Genomic DNA, 16,529 nt, shown 5'->3' on the forward strand with positions numbered 1-16,529 from the left:
TCAGCTCGCCAGGCACGACGGGCCCAGCAACGCCTTCAGGTCGGCCATCAGCGATGACGTCGGAGTCACCCGGAACCGGTCGCCGATCCGCATCACGGTCGTCTTCTGCCGCGCCTGCAGCCGCAGTTGCACCTCGGTCATCCCCGGGTGCGACTGCAGGATGTCGCGCAACTGATCGACCAACGGCGGCGTACAGCGGTTGACCGGCATCGTGATGACCACCGGACCGCTCGGGCCCTCGGTCAGGTCGGGCACGGTCACGTCCGACCCGTTCAACTCGAGCCGGTCGTCGCGGCGCCGGATCCGGCCCTTCATCAAGATGATCGCGTCGTTGGTGAGCAGGTGCGCCGCGAGCTGGTACGCCGAGGAGAACATCATCACCTCGATCGAGCCTTCGAGGTCCTCGATCGTGACGATCGCGTAGATGTCACCGCGCTTGTTCACCTTGCGCTGGACCGCGGTGACCAGGCCGCCGATCGTCACCTGGCTGCCGTCGGGCCGCTCCTCGTCGGCGAGCAGCTGACCGATCGTGCAGTCGGTGCTATTGACGAGCACGTGCTCGACGCCGAACAACGGGTGGTCGGAGACGTACAGACCGAGCATGTCGCGCTCGTGCGCGAGCTTGGTCGCCTTGTCCCAGTCCTCGATCTCGGGCACCCGCACGGTCAGCCGGCTGTTGCCGTCGGCCGGCTGGTCGTCATCACCCATGCTGAACAGGTCGAACTGGCCGTGGGCCTCGTTGCGCTTGAGGTCGATCGCCTCGTCGACGGCCTGCTCGTGCACCGCGACGACCGCGCGCCGGGCGTGGTTCATCGAGTCGAATGAGCCGGCCTTGGCCAGCGACTCGATCACGCGCTTGTTGCAGACCGGCAGCGGCACCTTGTCGATGAAGTCGACGAAGTCGATGAACCGGCCCTCGGACTCGCGGGCGCCGACGATCTCGGCCACCACGTTGACGCCGACGTTGCGGATCCCGGACAGGCCGAAGCGGATGTCGGTGCCGACCGGGGTGAAGTTCGAGTCGGACTCGTTCACGTCCGGCGGCAGCACCTTGATGCCCATCCGGCGGCACTCGTTCAGGTAGATGGCCATCTTGTCCTTGTCGTCCTTCACGGACGTCAGAACAGCCGCCATGTACTCCGCGGGGAAGTTCGCCTTCAGATACGCGGTCCAGTACGAGACCAGCCCGTACGCCGCCGAGTGCGCCTTGTTGAACGCGTAGTCGGAGAACGGGACCAGGACGTCCCACAGCGCCTTGATCGACTGGGCGGAGAAGCCGTTGGCCTTCATCCCCTCGGAGAAGCCGACGTACTCCGCGTCGAGCACCTCGCGCTTCTTCTTGCCCATCGCCCGGCGGAGCAGGTCCGCCTTGCCGAGCGTGTAACCGCCCAGCTGCTGGGCGATCGCCATCACCTGCTCCTGGTAGACGATCAGCCCGTACGTCGTACCGAGGATCGGCTCGAGCGCGACGGCGAGCTCGTCGTGCGGGTAGCTGATCTCCTGCTGCTTGTTCTTGCGCAGGGCGTAGTTCGTGTGGCTGTTCGCGCCCATCGGGCCGGGCCGGTAGAGCGCGCCGACGGCCGAGATGTCCTCGAAGTTGTCCGGCTTCATCAGCCGCAGCAGCGCCCGCATCGGGCCGCCGTCGAACTGGAAGACGCCGAGGGTGTCACCGCGGCCGAGCAGCTCGAAGGTCGGCTGGTCGTCGAGACTGCGGCCCAGCGCATCCAGGTCGAGCGAGATCCCGCGGCTGGCCTCCACGTTCTTGACCGCGTCGTCCATGATCGTCAGGTTGCGCAGACCCAGGAAGTCCATCTTGACCAGGCCGAGCGTCTCGCAGCTCGGGTAGTCGAACTGGGTGATGATCTGGCCGTCCTGGTCGCGGCGCATGATCGGGATCAGGTCGATCAGCGGCTCGCTGGACATGATCACGCCGGCCGCGTGCACACCCCACTGGCGCTTCAGGTTCTCCAGGCCGCGCGCGGTGTCGACGATCTTGCGCACGTCGGCGTCCGCCTCGTACAGCTGGCGGAACTCGCCGGCCTCGGAATACCGCTTGTGCTGCGGGTCGAAGATGCCGGACAGCGGCACGTCCTTGCCCATCACCGCGGGCGGCATCGCCTTGGTGATCCGGTCGCCCATCGCGAACGGGTAGTCGAGCACCCGGCCGGCGTCCTTGATCGCCTGCTTGGCCTTGATCGTGCCGTACGTGACGATCATCGCGACCCGGTCGTCGCCGTACTTCTCGGTGACGTACCGGATCACCTCGGGGCGGCGACGGTCGTCGAAGTCGATGTCGAAGTCAGGCATCGACATACGTTCCGGGTTGAGGAAGCGCTCGAAGATCAGGCCGTGCTGGAGCGGGTCGAGGTCGGTGATCCGCATCGCGTACGCGCACATCGAACCGGCACCGGATCCGCGGCCCGGGCCGACCCGGATGCCGTTCTCCTTGGCCCAGTTGATGAAGTCGGCGACGACCAGGAAGTAGCCGGCGTAGCCCTTCGAGGTGATCACCTCGATCTCGTACTCCGCCTGCTTGCGCACGTGATCCGGGATGCCCTCGGCGTACCGCTTGTGCAGGCCGGTCTCGACCTCGGCGACGAACCAGGACTCCTCGTTGTGCCCGTCCGGGCAGGGGAAGCGCGGCATGAACCGGCCCTCCCCCTCGGTGAAGCTGACCTCGCACCGCTCGGCGATCAGCAGCGTGTTGTCGCAGGCCTCCGGGTAGTCCTTGAACAGCTCGCGCATCTGCGCCGCCGTCTTCAGGTAGAACTCCTGGGTATCGAACTTGAACCGGTTCGGGTCCGACAGCGTCGAGGCGGACTGCACGCACAGCAGCGCCGCATGCGCTGCCGCGTCGTCGGCGCTGGTGTAGTGCAGGTCGTTGGTCGCGACCAGCGGCAGACCCAGGTCCTTGGCGAGCCGGAGCAACTCCTTCTGGGTCTTTCGCTCGATCTCCAGGTCGTGGTCCATCAGCTCGCAGTAGAAGTTCTCGGCGCCGAAGATGTCGCGGAACTCCGCCGCCGCTTTGACCGCCTCGTCGTACTGGCCGAGTCGCAGCCGGGTCTGGATCTCGCCGCCGACGCAGCCGGTCGTCCCGATCAGGCCCTGGCCGTAGGTCTGCAGCAGTTCGCGGTCGATTCGCGGCTTGAAGTAGTACCCCTCCAGGCTGGCCAGCGACGCCATCCGGAACAGGTTGTGCATACCGGTGTTGTTCCGGGCCAGCAAGGTCATATGCGTGTACGCCCCGCCGCCGGAGACGTCGTCGCGACCGGAGCCCGCGTCGCCCCACTTGACCCGTTTGCGGTCGCTGCGGTGCGTCTGCGGTGTCAGGTAGGCCTCTACGCCGAGGATGGGCTTGACGTCGTACTTCTTCGCCGTCTTCCAGAACTCGTACGCCCCGAACACATAGCCGTGGTCGGTGGTGGCGAGCGCGGGCATGCCCATCTCCTGGGCGGCTTTGAACAACTCGTCGATCCGCGCGGCGCCGTCCAGCATCGAGTACTCGGTGTGGTTGTGCAGGTGCACGAAACTGTCGGCGGACGCCATGTCTTCGCAGACCTCCCAGAGGCGTGAATGAGCGGGACTGGAACACCATATGCGCGGCCATGGACAGTCTTTGAACTGGCTCACCGGGGGCGAGATCGGCCGCCCGGTATCCGGGCGAAGACAACACCACTTCCACACCAGTCGGCCATACCTCCGCCGCCCGGAGGTACGGCGTTTACTGGTCGCCGGCGAGCTGGTTCAGGGCGTTGTCGAGGTCTTCGGGGTACTGCGAGGTGTACTCGACGTACTCTCCGCTGCCCGGGTGCGCGAAGCCGAGGCGCATGGCGTGCAGCCACTGACGGGACAGCTGGAGCCGCTCGGACAGGACCGGGTCGGCGCCGTACGTCAGGTCGCCTGCGCACGGGTGGCCGATGGCGGCCATGTGGACGCGGATCTGGTGCGTCCGGCCGGTCTCCAGGGTGATCTCGAGCAGGGTGGCGAAACGGAAGGCCTCGAGCGTCTCGTAGTGCGTCACGCTCGGTTTGCCACCCGCGACGACGCCGAACTTGTAGTCGTGGTGCGGGTGCCGGTCGATCGGCGCGTCCACGGTGCCGGTGAACGGGTCGGGATGACCCTGGACCAGCGCGTGGTAGATCTTCGTGACCGTGCGCTCCTTGAAGGCGCGCTTGAGCACGGTGTAGCTGTACTCCGTCTTCGCGACCACCATCAGCCCGGAGGTGCCGACGTCGAGGCGGTGCACGATGCCCTTGCGCTCGGCGGCGCCGCTGGTGGAGATGTTGAAGCCGGCCCCGGCCAGGTGGCCGATCACGGTCGGGCCGGTCCAGCCCGGTGACGGGTGGGCGGCGACTCCGACCGGCTTGTCGACGACGATGATCTCGTCGTCGTCGTGCACGATCCGGAGGTTGTCGACGGTCTCCGGTACGACCTTGATCTCACCTGGCGGCGGGGGCAGCTCGACGTCGAGCATCACGCCGGCCGAGACGCGGGCCGACTTGAGCGCCGGGGAGCCGTCCATCTGGACCAGGCCGGACTCGATCATCTCGGCGGCCTTGGTCCGGGAGACGCCGAAGAGGCGGGACAGGGCCGCGTCGAGGCGTTCACCGGCGAGGCCGTCGGGAACCATCACCGTGCGTGCGTCGCCGCTCATTTTTTCCCTACATCTTTGCTGCCGTCGAGTTTGATGCCGCGCAGGGTCTGGATGACCAGCAGGATCGCGGCCGAGGTGACGGCCATGTCGGCGACGTTGAAGATCGCCCAGTGCGGCGTCTGCAGGAAGTCGACGACGTGCCCGTGGAACGGCGACGGCTCGCGGAACACCCGGTCGGTGATGTTGCCGATCGCGCCGCCGAACAGCAACCCGAACGCCACCGCCCAGCCGATCGAGCCCAGCCGGCGCGACAACCAGACGACGCCGATCGCCACGATGATCTGAATCGCGCTGATCACCGGCGTGAAGTCCGACCCGAGACTGAAAGCAGCCCCCGGATTCCGGATCAGGTTGAACTTCAGCAGCGAGCCGACAACGTCGACCGGCTCCCCCGGCGTCAGGTGGTGCAGCGCGAGCACCTTGGTCAGCTGATCAAGCCCGAGCACGAGCAGACCGACCACCCCGAACAACGCCACCAACCCGCGCCGCCCGCCGGCCCCGCTCGCGGGCGTAGTACCGGCGGCGGTTTCATCCGGGGACGACGAGGAACCGGCCGACTCGAGGTCGGCCGGTTCTGTCTGTGGTGGTACTGACTCGTCCCCTGGCAGGTGGGACTGTCCTGATTCGCTCAGCGGCGTTCTTCGCGTTCTTTGCATGACACGCACAGTGTCGCACGCGGGAACGCCTGCAACCGACCCTTGCCGATCGCCTTGCCACAGCTCTCGCAGACGCCGTAGGTGCCGTCGTCGATCCGGGACAGCGCCCGCTCGATCTGGTCGAGCATGTCGCTCGCGTTCCTGGCCAGCGACATCTCGTGGTCGCGCTCCAGCGTCGTCGAGCCGACGTCGGCCTGGTCGTTGCCCGCCCCGTCGCCACCGTCGCGGAGCAGCCCGACGATCTCCTGCTCGGCGTCGCGGATCTCTTCCTTCAGGTGCACCGCGTCGGCCTCGAGCTCAGTGCGGAGCTCCACCATCTCGGCCCTGGTCCACGGCGTCTCGCCGTCCTTGACCGTGAGGTTCTCGGCCTTTTTCGCGGGCGCCTTGGCCGGCGCGGTTGCCGGGGTCCGGTTCTCGTTCGTCTTCATGGCCACCCTCTTCGTCGATGTCTGCTTGGCAGGAGCTTTGATAGCTGACGACTGTTTGGCCGGGGCCTTGACGGCGACCGGCTCGGCGGAGCTCGCGGCGCTTTTCTTGGCCGCGGCGGGACGTCTGGGGGCGGACTTCTTCGGAGCCGGTGCAGCCATGGTCGACTACCCCCTGCCTTCGTCGGAGACTGAAGCGGACTGGTCGCAAGACAGTAGGTCACGTGAAAGCCACGCGCCAGCCCGACGCGCAGGCCGTGGACATACGGTAGTCGCTTCTTCAAGCCCACTCGATGTTCCGCGCGTCACAGCCGTATTTCGGACCTTGTTCAGGCAAGCAATTGCTTCAGTTTCGGCCGGGTCTCAGCCTCACTTCGGCACCCGCAGGAGCATTGTCGGCCAGGAACCACCGGCTGACCACCGATTAACGATTCGTAACCGGCTGGAACGGAGTCGTACACTTGTCCCGCACACCGCGAGGCAGTGATGGGGCCATCACCCCGGAGCCGCCGGAAGAACGGTCCGTCCAAGGACTCACTAGACCCGGCTGCGGAGCGTAACGAAGTGGGTCGCCATCCGGCGGCCAAGGAGGGTGGTACCGCGGAGCCCGGCGACGACGCCGGCGCCTCGTCCCTTCGTCCAGCAGGCACGACGCTCGACGAAGGACGAAGGAACATGGCGGATACCCCCACCACAGCGCCTACCAGCTCTCCGTGGAAACAGATCCCGGCCCAGGTCGATCTGCCCGCGATCGAGCGCGGCGTGCTCGCCCACTGGGACAGCCAGGACACCTTCGCCAAGAGTCTCGAGCAGACCGCCGGCGGTGAGCCGTGGACCTTCTTCGAGGGCCCGCCGACCGCGAACGGGATGCCCGGCACGCACCACATCGAGGCGCGCGTCTTCAAGGACGTCTTCCCGCGCTATCGGACGATGAAGGGCTTCTCGGTCGAGCGCAAGGCCGGCTGGGACTGCCACGGCCTGCCGGTCGAGGTCGCGGTGGAGAAGGAGCTCGGCTTCAACGGCAAGAAGGACATCGAGGCCTTCGGGATCGCCGAGTTCAACGCCAAGTGCCGCGAGTCCGTCGTCCGGCACGTCGACGCCTTCGCCGACCTGACCACCCGGATGGGCTACTGGGTCGATATGGAGCACCCGTACCGGACGATGGACCCCGAGTACGTGCAGTCCGTCTGGTGGTCGCTCAAGCAGATCCACGACAAGGGCCAGCTGGTCGAGGACTACCGCATCACGCCGTACTGCCCCCGCTGCGGCACCGGCCTGTCGGACCACGAGCTGGCGCAGGGCTACGAGACGGTCGTCGACCCGTCGGTCTACGTCCGCTTCCCACTCACCTCCGGCCCGCTCGCAGGCAAGGCGGCGATGCTGGTCTGGACGACGACCCCCTGGACCCTCGTGTCCAACACGGCCGTCGCAGTACACCCGGACGTCGACTATGTGGTCGCCACCGACGGCAATGAGTCGCTGGTCGTGGCTGAGCCGCTGCTGAGCTCGCTCGGCGAGGGCTGGACGGTCACCGACCGGTACGTCGGGCGCGACATGGAGCGGTGGACGTACCAGCGCCCGTTCGAGCTCGTGGAGTTCACTGAGCCGGCGCATTACGTAGTACTGGCCGAGTATGTGACCACTGAGGACGGTACTGGTCTGGTGCACCAGGCCCCCGCGTTCGGCGCCGACGACCTCATCGTCAGCCGGGCCTACGACCTGCCGGTGGTCAACCCGGTCGAGTCCGACGGAACCTTCAAGGCGGAAGTACCGCTGGTCGGCGGGCAGTTCTTCAAGAAGGCCGACGAGGACCTGGTCAACGACCTGCGCGACCGCGGTGTCCTGTTCAAGCACGTGCCGTACGAGCACCCGTACCCGCACTGCTGGCGCTGCCACACCCCGGTCATGTACTACGCGCTGCCCTCCTGGTACATCCGCACCACCCAGGTGAAGGACGCGCTGCTCCGGGAGAACGAGAAGACCAACTGGTTCCCGGAGTCGGTCCAGTGGGGCAGGTACGGCGACTGGCTGCGCAACAACATCGACTGGGCCGTCTCCCGCTCCCGCTTCTGGGGTACGCCGCTGCCGATCTGGCGGTGCGCCGACGACCACCAGGTCTGCGTGGGCTCGCTGGCCGAGCTCGGTGAGCTGGCCGGCCAGGACCTGAGCGCGACCGACCCGCACCGGCCGTTCGTCGACGACATCACCTTCGCCTGCCCGACCTGTGGCGAGGAGTCGACCCGGGTGGCCGAGGTGATCGACGCCTGGTACGACTCGGGCGCGATGCCGTTCGCGCAGTGGGGTTACCCGTGGGCCGAGGGGTCGCAGGAGAAGTTCAAGAAGTCCTACCCGGCCGACTTCATCTCCGAGGCGATCGACCAGACCCGCGGCTGGTTCTACACGCTGATGGCGATCGGCACGCTGGTGTTCGACGAGTCGTCGTACCGCAACGTCGTCTGCCTCGGGCACATCCTGGCCGAGGACGGCCGGAAAATGTCCAAGCACCTGGGCAACATCCTCGAGCCGATCCCGTTGATGGACAACCACAGTGCCGACGCGGTGCGCTGGTTCATGGCCTGCTCCGGCTCGCCCTGGAAGGCACGCGGCATCGGGCCGAACGTGCTCAACGAGATCGTCCGCAAGGTGCTGCTGACGTACTGGAACACGGTCGCCTTCCACGCGCTCTACGCGCGGCTGGCCGACTGGTCGCCGAGTGCGGAGGCGCCGCCGGTGGCGGAGCGTTCAGTGCTCGATCGGTGGCTCGTCAGCGAGACACACCGGCTGGTCCGCGACACGGACGAGGCGTATGCGGCGTACGACACGCAGAAGCTCGGTGCGCTGATCAGCCAGTTCGTCGACGCGCTGTCCAACTGGTACGTCCGTCGCTCGCGCCGCCGTTTCTGGGCGGGTGACGCCGGCGCGCTGGCCACGCTGCACGAGACGCTCGACGTGCTGACCCGGCTGATGGCGCCGCTCACCCCGTTCGTGACCGAGCGGGTCTGGCAGGACGCGTTCCGGCCGGTCACGCCGGGGCTGGCGGAATCGGTGCACCTTTCCGCCTTCCCGCAGTACGACGAGACGGTGATCGATGACCGGCTCGCGACGCACGTGTCGATGGCGCGGCGGGTCGTCGAGCTGGGCCGGTCGGCGCGGGCCGAGGCGAAAGTCCGGACCCGGCAGCCGCTCGGCCGGGCGCTGGTCGGGTCGGCCGCGATCGCGGATCTGGACGACGAACTGCTCCGCGAGATCGCGGAGGAGCTGAACGTCGGCGCGGTGGCGCCGCTGTCCTCCGCGGGCAAGGACCTGATCGACTACTCCGCGAAGGGCAACTTCCGCGAGCTCGGCAAGCGCTTCGCCAAGCAGACGCCGGTGGTCGCAGCCGCCATCGCCGCCGCTGATGCTGCGAGCCTGGCCGCCTCCTTGAAGGTAGCCGGTACTGCGACCGTGGTGGTCGACGGCGAAGACGTAGAGGTCAGCGCCGCCGAGGTGCTGCTCTCGGAACGCCCCCGCGAAGGCTGGTCGGTAGTCAACGAGCAGGGCGAGACAGTTGCCCTCGACCTGGAGATCACCCCGGAACTGAAGCAGGCCGGCCTGGCCCGAGAGGTAGTCCGCACGCTCCAGGAGGCCCGCAAGAACTCCGGCCTCGAGGTCGCCGACCGAATCACCGTCTGGCTCACCAGCACCGACCCCGAACTATCCGATGCCCTGGGCAAGCACGCCGACGAGATCGCCCGCGAGGTCCTGGCCACCACCCTCACCCAGTCGGCGCCCCCGGCCACCGGCACCCTCACCACCGACACCGACGAAGACCTCGGCCTCACCTTCTGGCTGACAAAAGCCTGACAATCGGCCGCCGTTTCGCAGCGCGATCACTCAGCGCGGCGGGGAGACTCGCCGCGCCCCGTCGGATCCGCGGGAGAAACCGTCTCAGTGCTGAGATTGGCGCCGTATCGGCTGTGGATCACCGGGGTCGCCACGCTCAGTGGACAGAAGGCCCCACTGACCTGGCCGTAGATTCCGGCGGCCAGTGGTGGGGACCCTTAGTCAGGAAAGAACAACGCTGTGTCACAAAAGTCCGGACATGACAAAGAGGCGGTGCTGCCGGATTAGCACCGCCCCTAGTCACGCCAAGACCAGGTACTACTTCAGAGCAGGTACTGCTTAAACGCCGTGGCCGTGAGCCTGGGCGCGGGCCTCCGGGCGGAAGCCGTTGCGCGGGCTGAGCGTGTCGTCGCCGTTGCCGAGCGCCTTGAGCTGCTCGGTGAAGTACGTCTTCAGGCGGCTGCGGTACTCACGCTCGTACGCGTGCAGGTCGTCGATCGTGCGCTCGAGCTGACCCTTCTGCTTCTCCAGCGTGCCGAGCATCTGAGCGCGACGCTCGGCGATCTCGCCGTCGAGCTTCTCGGCACGGGCGCGGGCCTCACCGGTCATCCGGTCGGCCTTGCCGCGAGCCTCGTTCTCCAGTCGCTCGGCCTTGGCGCGGGCCTCGCCGATGATCTTGTCGGCGGTGTCCTTCGCCTCCTGGACCAGGTCGTCGGAGTGCTTGGTGGCCATCTCCAGCAGCCGCACAGCGGAGCTGGAGGCGTCGCCGACGGTTCCTGCTGCCGCAGCAGCCCCCGCGACCGCTACTGGCGGAGCGACGACTGGCGGTGGCTTCTCTTCTGGCTTCTCGACGACCACTGGGGCCGGCTTGGGCTGCTGCACAACAGGCGGCAGGGCGGCGGTCTGGTCGACCACCGGGCGGTCCTGCCCACTGCCGGCACGCTGGGCCGCGGCGAGCTTGGCCCGCAGCTCCTCGTTCTCGGCGAGAAGTCGCTCTAGTTCGGCTTCGACCTCGTCGAGGAAGGAGTCGACCTCAGTGACGTCGTAGCCCTCCCGCAATCGGACGGGCGTGAACTGCTTCGAGCGGACGTCATCCGGCGTCAGCGGCATCTTTCACCTCGTTTGTCTGTGTCTTGGCGGAGTCGTCTTGGCCTGGACCTCGGCGACTCAGTAGATCACGTTATCGCTTCGTTGTGTTCTGGCGGAATCCGGGCGGGCGATAACTGTCATGGATCTCCCCGTCGTCCGGTCTGCTCCTACCCAGGTGGTGGAGTCCTCACGCTCCGACTTCCCTGCGTACCGGCGGGTTCGGGCGATCTCACAACGACCTGATCGCGGTCGAGTTGATCGACATCGCCAGTGAGACGAGGACGAACAGCATCAGCATCGACAGGTCGATCCTGATACCGCCGGCGCCGATCGGAGGCAGGATCCGCCGCAACGGCCGCAGACACGGATCGGTCACCGAGTAGATCAGCTCGAACAGCAACAGCAACGGCCCTTTCGGGTGCCATTGCGGCGCGAACATCACGATCAGGCTGAGCACGAACCGCGCCACCAGCATCAGGAAGAAGGCGAGCAGCAGCCAGCTGAGAACACCGAGGACGAGCACGAGAGCATCCATGTCAGACAAGAGTGTAGAAGACGGCCGAAGCCACGTCCTCAGCTCTGGTTGTAGAACCCGTCCGCGGCGATCTTTTCCTTCTCCTCCGCGGCCAGCGTCACGTTCGGCGGGCAGACCAGGAAGACCTTGGTGGTGATCCGCTCGATCGAGCCACGGCAGCAGAAGATCAGCCCGGCGGCGAAGTCCACCAGCCGCTTGGCGTCCGCGTGGTCCATCTCGGTCAGGTTCATGATGACGGGGGTGCCGTCGCGGAAGTGCTCACCGATCACGCGCGCCTCGTTGTAGCTGCGCGGGTGCACGGTGGTGATGCGGGCCAACTCGGTAACCTCCGGCGGTGTTGCTGTCACGCCACGTCGATCTGGGAACTTGCTGACCGTACCGACCTGCTCGTCCGTTCGCACCGGGACCGGCGCGGTCTGCTCGGACTCCCCGTCGACGGCTTCCTCGTCGTACTCGTCTTCGTAGCCGTCGTCGTACTCGTCGTCATAGCGCGCGTTGTACCGCTCGCCGTCCTCGACCAAGCCGAGGTACACACCCATCTTGCGCAACGCGCCGCTCATGGCCCTCCAGCCCTTCGGTCGAGTCTTGATGTCGACACTAGCCCAGAGAAGTACGTGTACCGAGTAATGCGCGCCCGAGCCGAACGTGTGTCGCCCCACGCCTGATGGCGGCCTCCAGATCGCCGCTCATCCCCGCGGAGATCCAGTCGGCGCCGGGATGTTCGGAGCGTAGCCGGGAAGCTACTGATTCCAGTCCCCCGAACGCCTCGTCCGAGTCCGATCCAAGAGGCGCCACGGCCATCACACCACCGAGCTCCAACCCGTCCGCCGCCGCCACCTCCGCGGCCAGCTCCGGTACGTCGGCCGGCGCGACGCCACCGCGGCTCATCCCGGTCGCCGCGCCGTCCGGCCCGTACTCGGCCAGGCTCACCTGCAGCAGGCAGCGCAGTACTCGGCCTTCCTCCACGGCGGCCCGGGACAGCGCTTTCACCAGGGACGACCGGTCGACCGAGTGCAGGACGGACGCGTTGCGAACGACCGAACGGGCCTTGTTCGACTGCAACTGCCCGACGAAGTGCCAGGTGACGTCCGCACAGTCCGGCGCCTTGGCCTTGAGCTCCTGTTCCCGGTTCTCCCCCAGGTCCTGGACTCCGAGAGCCGCCAGCGCCCGTACATCGCTGACGGGGAAGGTTTTGGTGATCCCCACGAGGGTCACCGACCCCTCCGGCCTCCCGGCCGCCTCACAGGCCGCCTGGATCCGCTCGCGGACCGCCTTCAGGTTGGCGGCCAGCTCTTCCTCACGGGTGCCGGTCACGCGGCCAGCCTGATCAGCCCGGCCAGCCGGCCGCTGACCGGACCTTCGCGCCGGTACGAGTAGAGGTCCGCCGACTCGATCGTGCAGGCGGTCTCCCGGATCACGTCGCAATCGAGCTCGGCCAACTGAGCCTCCACACCGGCAGCCACGTCGATCGCCGGGGTCCCCCAGCTCGTCTCCGAGTACGACGCGGGCACCCGCTCGGCGACCTCGGCACGCATCTCGGCGGGGACCTCGTAGCAGTTGCCGCACGCGTACGGCCCGAGGACCGCGGTGATCCGGCCGGCGCCGAGAGCACGCATGGCGGCGACCGTGGCCGGTACGACGCCTGAATACATCCCCCGGCGACCGGAGTGGGCCGCGCCGATCACGGTGCCGGCCTGGTCGGCCAGCAGGACGGGCAGGCAATCGGCAGCGCGGACGCAGAGCACGACATCGGTCTGGGTGGTCACCATCGCGTCGGCCCGCGGGCGCGGGTCGATCGCGATATCCCCGGGCCCGACCACGTGGACGTCGGGGCTGTGCACCTGGTTGACCCGGATCACCCGCTCGGGGGCGACTCCGAACTCGGTCGCGATCCGCCGGAAGTTCTCGGCGATCGCCCCGGCCTCGTCCCCCTGCGCGCTGCCGAGATTCAGCTCCCCGTACGGCGGTTGGCTCGCTCCCCCGTACCGATCGGTGAAGGCGAAGCGGACACCATCTCGAACCTCGTCATAACCGAACACACCTCAAGGCTATCCGGCAGTCAGCACAGCGCGCGCCGCACGCGCTTCTTCCGAGACAGCCCGGCGGCCGGGGTCCGCTGCCAGCTCGAGCACGTGGTCGAGCGCAAGGCCGTACGCCTCCGCAAACGCGTCATCGGCAGCCACCTCCACATCGGGTACTACCCCGACGCGCTCCCAGTTGGTACCGGAGATTGGGTTTTGGGCGCGGGCGATCGGGATGGTTGCTTCGAGGTGGGGGTGCAGCTTGAAGCCTTCGCGGGGGTGGGCGCCGCCGCCGGTGCGCTCGCCGACGATGGTGGCGCGGCCGAGTTGCTGGAGGTCGTAGGTGAGTTCTTCGCCGCCGGAGAAGGTGGCCCGGCTGGTCAGCACCCAGATCGGTTTGGCGCCGCCGAAGCGGGGGCCTGGGAGATGGGGAGTGGTCCAGAACTGCCGCAGGGTGTTGTCGGCGGGGCTGACCAGGTCGTTCAGGTGGACCGGCTCGCCGTCGAAGAAGTGGCTGCAGACGAAGGCGACCATGTCGGGCGAGCCGCCGCGGCACTCGCGCAGGTCGATCAGCAAGGCATCTGTTGCTGACAGCAACGACATGGCGGCGGTCACGGCGGCGCCGGCATGGGTGGGATCGAACAGCAGCGGCCGGATCTCAAGTAGACCAATGTTGCCGGCCAGGCGCTCCACCCGGGCCATCCCGCCCGCGGTCAACTCGGCCTGCTGCCGCCAGGCAATGTCCTCGGCGACCGGGTCGGTCTCGTCGACCACCTCGTCGACGTGGAACTTCAGTCGCAGATGCAGATCCTGATTACCCTCCTGCAGATCGGCCGTCACCCGGTCGGCCAGCGCCGACGGCTCGACCAGCCCGTCGTACCGGCCGTCCGCCGTGGCCTTCCTCAGCCGGTCGGCGATCTCCACCCCGACGCCGGGGAACACGTAGTACTCGGCGACCAGGCTCGCGAGCCGGTCGATCAACGGGGGAATCTCCTCTGTACGCATGACGAGAAATCAAACACCAGGATTGACAAAGCGTCAAGAACTCTCGACGCTTAACCTCATGACCGAAGAAATGGCGGACAAGCTGGAGATCTCGACCGCGGAGCAGTTCAAGGCGCTCGGGCATCCGCTCCGGCACCGGCTGCTGTTCGCGCTCGGCCTGGAGGCGGCGACGATCAGCCAGCTGGCGGCCACGCTCGACACGGCGAAGGGCAATGTCGCCCACCATCTCGGCGTACTCAGAGACGCCGGGATGGTCCGGGTCGTCGAGACCCGGCAGGTGCGCGGAGGCACCGAGCAGTACTACCGCCGGACCGCGAAGATCATGGACTTCACCGGTGAGGGCGAGCGCGCGAACACAGCGATCGCCCTGCAGGCCGCCTCGGCCGAGCTGCAGTCCTCGACCGGCAAGCCGATGCTCGACCTGCGCAACATCCGGCTGACCGAGGCGCAGGCGGAGGAGCTCCGGACCCGGCTGTCCGAGCTCGTCCGGGGGCTGGAAGACGCCGGCTCTGGCGAGGCCCGCTACGGCGTGGTCGTCTCGGTCTACCGTCCCCAGCAGCCCGAGCCGACCACCTAGCGGACTACTTCAAGAAGTCCGGGATGTCGAGGTCGTCCTCGTCATTGTCGGGCTTGCGCGGCTGACGCTGCGGCGGCGGCTGCGAGGACGGCGCGTTCGACGGGCCCGTGGTCGGCCAGGTGTGCTGGGCCGGTGCGGGCGGCGGCGTATGCGGGAGGGGCGGCTGGTTCGTCTGCGGCTGAGGAGTGCGAATCGGCTCGCCGGCCTGCGGGCGCGCCGAGTGCGTGGTGCCCCGCTGGTCCGTGTTCGGCACCGGGACGGTGTCGTCGGCCGGCACGGGAGCCGGCGGCTGGTAACTCGGCGCGCCCTGAGTCGAGCCCTGGGCCGCGCCTTGGCCAGCCGGAGCCTGGGGTTGCGCCTCCACAGGCGGTGCTGCGGGCGCCTGGCTTGCGGTGTTCGCAGGCGGTGTCCCGTACGGCGGGGCCTGGTTGGCCGCTTGCTGAGCCTGCGCCTGCGCCTCGGCCGAGCGCGGAACGCCCTGGGTCGCGACATCGCCGCCGGCGGCCGGCAGCTTGTTCTGCGGACGCGCCTGGTTCATCGCCTGCTCGCGACGCTTCGGCATCCCGCCGTCGAAGCCGGCCGCGATCACGGTCACCCGGACCTCGTCGCCGAGCGCGTCGTCGATCACCGCGCCGAAGATGATGTTCGCGTCGGTGTGCGCGGACTCCGAGACGAGCTGGGCCGCCTCGTTGATCTCGAACAGGCCGAGGTCGGAGCCGCCGGCGATCGACAGCAGCACGCCGTGCGCGCCCTCGATGCTTGCCTCCAGCAACGGTGAGGAGATGGCCGCCTCGGCCGCCGCCACCGCGCGGTCCTCGCCGCGGGACGAGCCGATGCCCATCAGCGCCGAACCGGCGTTGGACATCACTGCCTTGACGTCGGCGAAGTCCACGTTGATCAGGCCGGGAGTGGTGATCAGGTCGGTGATACCGGAGACACCCTGCAGCAGCACCTGGTCGGCCTGCTTGAAGGCGTCCAGGACGGAGACGGCGCGGTCGGAGATGGTGAGGAGGCGGTCATTCGGAATCACTATTAGAGTGTCGACCTCCTCACGCAGAGCAGCTATACCGTCCTCGGCCTGGGTCGCGCGGCGCTTGCCCTCGAAGGAGAACGGCCGCGTCACCACACCGATGGTCAGGGCGCCGAGCGAGCGGGCGATCCGGGCCACGACGGGCGCGCCACCGGTACCGGTGCCACCACCCTCACCCGCGGTGACGAAGACCATGTCGGCGCCCTTCAGCGCCTCCTCGATCTCCTCCGCGTGGTCCTCGGCGGCCTTCTGCCCGATCGCCGGGTTCGCGCCGGCGCCGAGGCCCCGGGTCTCCTCACGGCCGATGTCGAGCTTGACGTCCGCGTCGCTCATCAACAACGCCTGGGCGTCGGTGTTGATGGCGATGAACTCAACGCCCTTCAAGCCGTGCTCGATCATCCGGTTCACGGCATTGACGCCGCCTCCGCCGATGCCGACGACCTTGATGAGTGCCAAATAGTTCTGCGGTGCCGCCACGTCCGCGCCTCTCGCCTCGTTCTGTTCCCGTTATGGCCAGTTGGCCGTCCGAGCTGCGCCTGCCTCGAACCCTTCCGCAAACCGCTCCCCGTTGCCCGGCAGCCGTCTGTGGTGTCTCCGGAATGGGTCTGTACCTCAAGTAGATGATTAGAGTTCTGTCAACCCTAGATTCATTCGAACGCTACGGGAGACGCTCAGGCAATGTCCACGCGCCTCGCCGCCCGTCCCGCGATGTGTG

At 67.7% G+C, this 16,529-nt stretch carries 12 protein-coding genes and 1 pseudogene; 2 read left to right on the forward strand and 11 right to left on the reverse strand.

Annotated elements, in window-relative coordinates; translation table 11 throughout:
• From dnaE to G3I17_RS34785, 4 genes are all read right to left on the reverse strand, one after another.
• Positions 1-3,546: a DNA polymerase III subunit alpha gene (gene dnaE, locus G3I17_RS34770; protein WP_164602756.1), complete on the reverse strand. Its 3,546-nt coding sequence runs from the start codon at positions 3,544-3,546 to the stop codon at positions 1-3.
• A 175-nt stretch (positions 3,547-3,721) separates the two neighbouring features.
• Entirely contained in the window at positions 3,722-4,654 is a 933-nt protein-coding gene (locus G3I17_RS34775) for an RluA family pseudouridine synthase (protein ID WP_164602758.1), read from the reverse strand.
• Positions 4,651-5,310 carry a signal peptidase II gene (gene lspA / locus G3I17_RS34780; RefSeq protein WP_164602760.1) on the reverse strand — a complete coding sequence of 220 codons (660 nt, stop codon included), beginning with the start codon at positions 5,308-5,310 and terminating at the stop codon, positions 4,651-4,653. Before lspA ends, G3I17_RS34775 begins: the two co-directional genes overlap by 4 nt.
• Positions 5,283-5,738, reverse strand: a complete 456-nt coding sequence (locus tag G3I17_RS34785; RefSeq protein WP_239063230.1) for a TraR/DksA C4-type zinc finger protein — start codon at positions 5,736-5,738, stop codon at positions 5,283-5,285. Before G3I17_RS34785 ends, lspA begins: the two co-directional genes overlap by 28 nt.
• Positions 5,739-6,410: 672 nt before the next feature.
• On the opposite strand from G3I17_RS34785, the gene ileS reads away from it, so the two are divergent.
• The gene (gene ileS / locus G3I17_RS34790; RefSeq protein WP_164602889.1) at positions 6,411-9,578 is read left to right on the forward strand and encodes an isoleucine--tRNA ligase; all 3,168 of its coding nucleotides are present in this window, start codon (positions 6,411-6,413) and stop codon (positions 9,576-9,578) included.
• A gap of 318 nt (positions 9,579-9,896) precedes the next feature.
• Here ileS and G3I17_RS34795 read toward each other — a convergent pair whose 3' ends face one another.
• From G3I17_RS34795 to G3I17_RS34820, 6 genes are all read right to left on the reverse strand, one after another.
• Positions 9,897-10,667 carry a DivIVA domain-containing protein gene (locus G3I17_RS34795; RefSeq protein ID WP_164602764.1) on the reverse strand — a complete coding sequence of 257 codons (771 nt, stop codon included), beginning with the start codon at positions 10,665-10,667 and terminating at the stop codon, positions 9,897-9,899.
• 208 nt (positions 10,668-10,875) lie between these two features.
• Positions 10,876-11,181 carry a YggT family protein gene (locus tag G3I17_RS34800; protein ID WP_164602766.1) on the reverse strand — a complete coding sequence of 102 codons (306 nt, stop codon included), beginning with the start codon at positions 11,179-11,181 and terminating at the stop codon, positions 10,876-10,878.
• 38 nt (positions 11,182-11,219) lie between these two features.
• Positions 11,220-11,741, reverse strand: a complete 522-nt coding sequence (sepF, locus tag G3I17_RS34805) for a cell division protein SepF (protein WP_164602768.1) — start codon at positions 11,739-11,741, stop codon at positions 11,220-11,222.
• A gap of 37 nt (positions 11,742-11,778) precedes the next feature.
• Positions 11,779-12,495: a YggS family pyridoxal phosphate-dependent enzyme gene (locus G3I17_RS34810; protein WP_164602770.1), complete on the reverse strand. Its 717-nt coding sequence runs from the start codon at positions 12,493-12,495 to the stop codon at positions 11,779-11,781.
• Entirely contained in the window at positions 12,492-13,220 is a 729-nt protein-coding gene (pgeF, locus tag G3I17_RS34815; protein ID WP_164602773.1) for a peptidoglycan editing factor PgeF, read from the reverse strand. The genes G3I17_RS34810 and pgeF overlap by 4 nt, the downstream gene beginning before the upstream one ends.
• 9 nt (positions 13,221-13,229) lie before the next feature.
• Positions 13,230-14,207: a S41 family peptidase gene (locus G3I17_RS34820; protein WP_164602775.1), complete on the reverse strand. Its 978-nt coding sequence runs from the start codon at positions 14,205-14,207 to the stop codon at positions 13,230-13,232.
• A gap of 58 nt (positions 14,208-14,265) precedes the next feature.
• Between G3I17_RS34820 and G3I17_RS34825 the strand changes: the two genes are divergently transcribed.
• The gene (locus G3I17_RS34825) at positions 14,266-14,784 is read left to right on the forward strand and encodes a helix-turn-helix domain-containing protein (protein WP_164602777.1); all 519 of its coding nucleotides are present in this window, start codon (positions 14,266-14,268) and stop codon (positions 14,782-14,784) included.
• Between the two features lie 535 nt (positions 14,785-15,319).
• Here the strand turns inward: G3I17_RS34825 and ftsZ are convergent.
• Positions 15,320-16,297, reverse strand: a pseudogene (gene ftsZ, locus G3I17_RS34830) (cell division protein FtsZ); the annotation flags it as partial.
• Between the last annotated feature and the right edge of the window lie 232 nt (positions 16,298-16,529).

The organism is Streptomyces sp. SID13031 (assembly GCF_010548305.1).
Lineage (GTDB): Bacteria > Actinomycetota > Actinomycetes > Propionibacteriales > Kribbellaceae > Kribbella.

What these genes read in the sequence shown, in the direction of transcription:
- dnaE (WP_164602756.1), bottom strand. Translation starts at nt 3,546, where the DNA reads ATGGCGTCCGCCGACAGTTTCGTGCACCTGCACAACCACACCGAGTAC.
- G3I17_RS34775 (WP_164602758.1), bottom strand. Translation starts at nt 4,654, where the DNA reads ATGAGCGGCGACGCACGCACGGTGATGGTTCCCGACGGCCTCGCCGGT.
- lspA (WP_164602760.1), bottom strand. Translation starts at nt 5,310, where the DNA reads ATGCAAAGAACGCGAAGAACGCCGCTGAGCGAATCAGGACAGTCCCAC.
- G3I17_RS34785 (WP_239063230.1), bottom strand. Translation starts at nt 5,738, where the DNA reads ATGAAGACGAACGAGAACCGGACCCCGGCAACCGCGCCGGCCAAGGCG.
- ileS (WP_164602889.1), top strand. Translation starts at nt 6,411, where the DNA reads ATGGCGGATACCCCCACCACAGCGCCTACCAGCTCTCCGTGGAAACAG.
- G3I17_RS34795 (WP_164602764.1), bottom strand. Translation starts at nt 10,667, where the DNA reads ATGCCGCTGACGCCGGATGACGTCCGCTCGAAGCAGTTCACGCCCGTC.
- G3I17_RS34800 (WP_164602766.1), bottom strand. Translation starts at nt 11,181, where the DNA reads ATGGATGCTCTCGTGCTCGTCCTCGGTGTTCTCAGCTGGCTGCTGCTC.
- sepF (WP_164602768.1), bottom strand. Translation starts at nt 11,741, where the DNA reads ATGAGCGGCGCGTTGCGCAAGATGGGTGTGTACCTCGGCTTGGTCGAG.
- G3I17_RS34820 (WP_164602775.1), bottom strand. Translation starts at nt 14,207, where the DNA reads ATGCGTACAGAGGAGATTCCCCCGTTGATCGACCGGCTCGCGAGCCTG.
- G3I17_RS34825 (WP_164602777.1), top strand. Translation starts at nt 14,266, where the DNA reads ATGACCGAAGAAATGGCGGACAAGCTGGAGATCTCGACCGCGGAGCAG.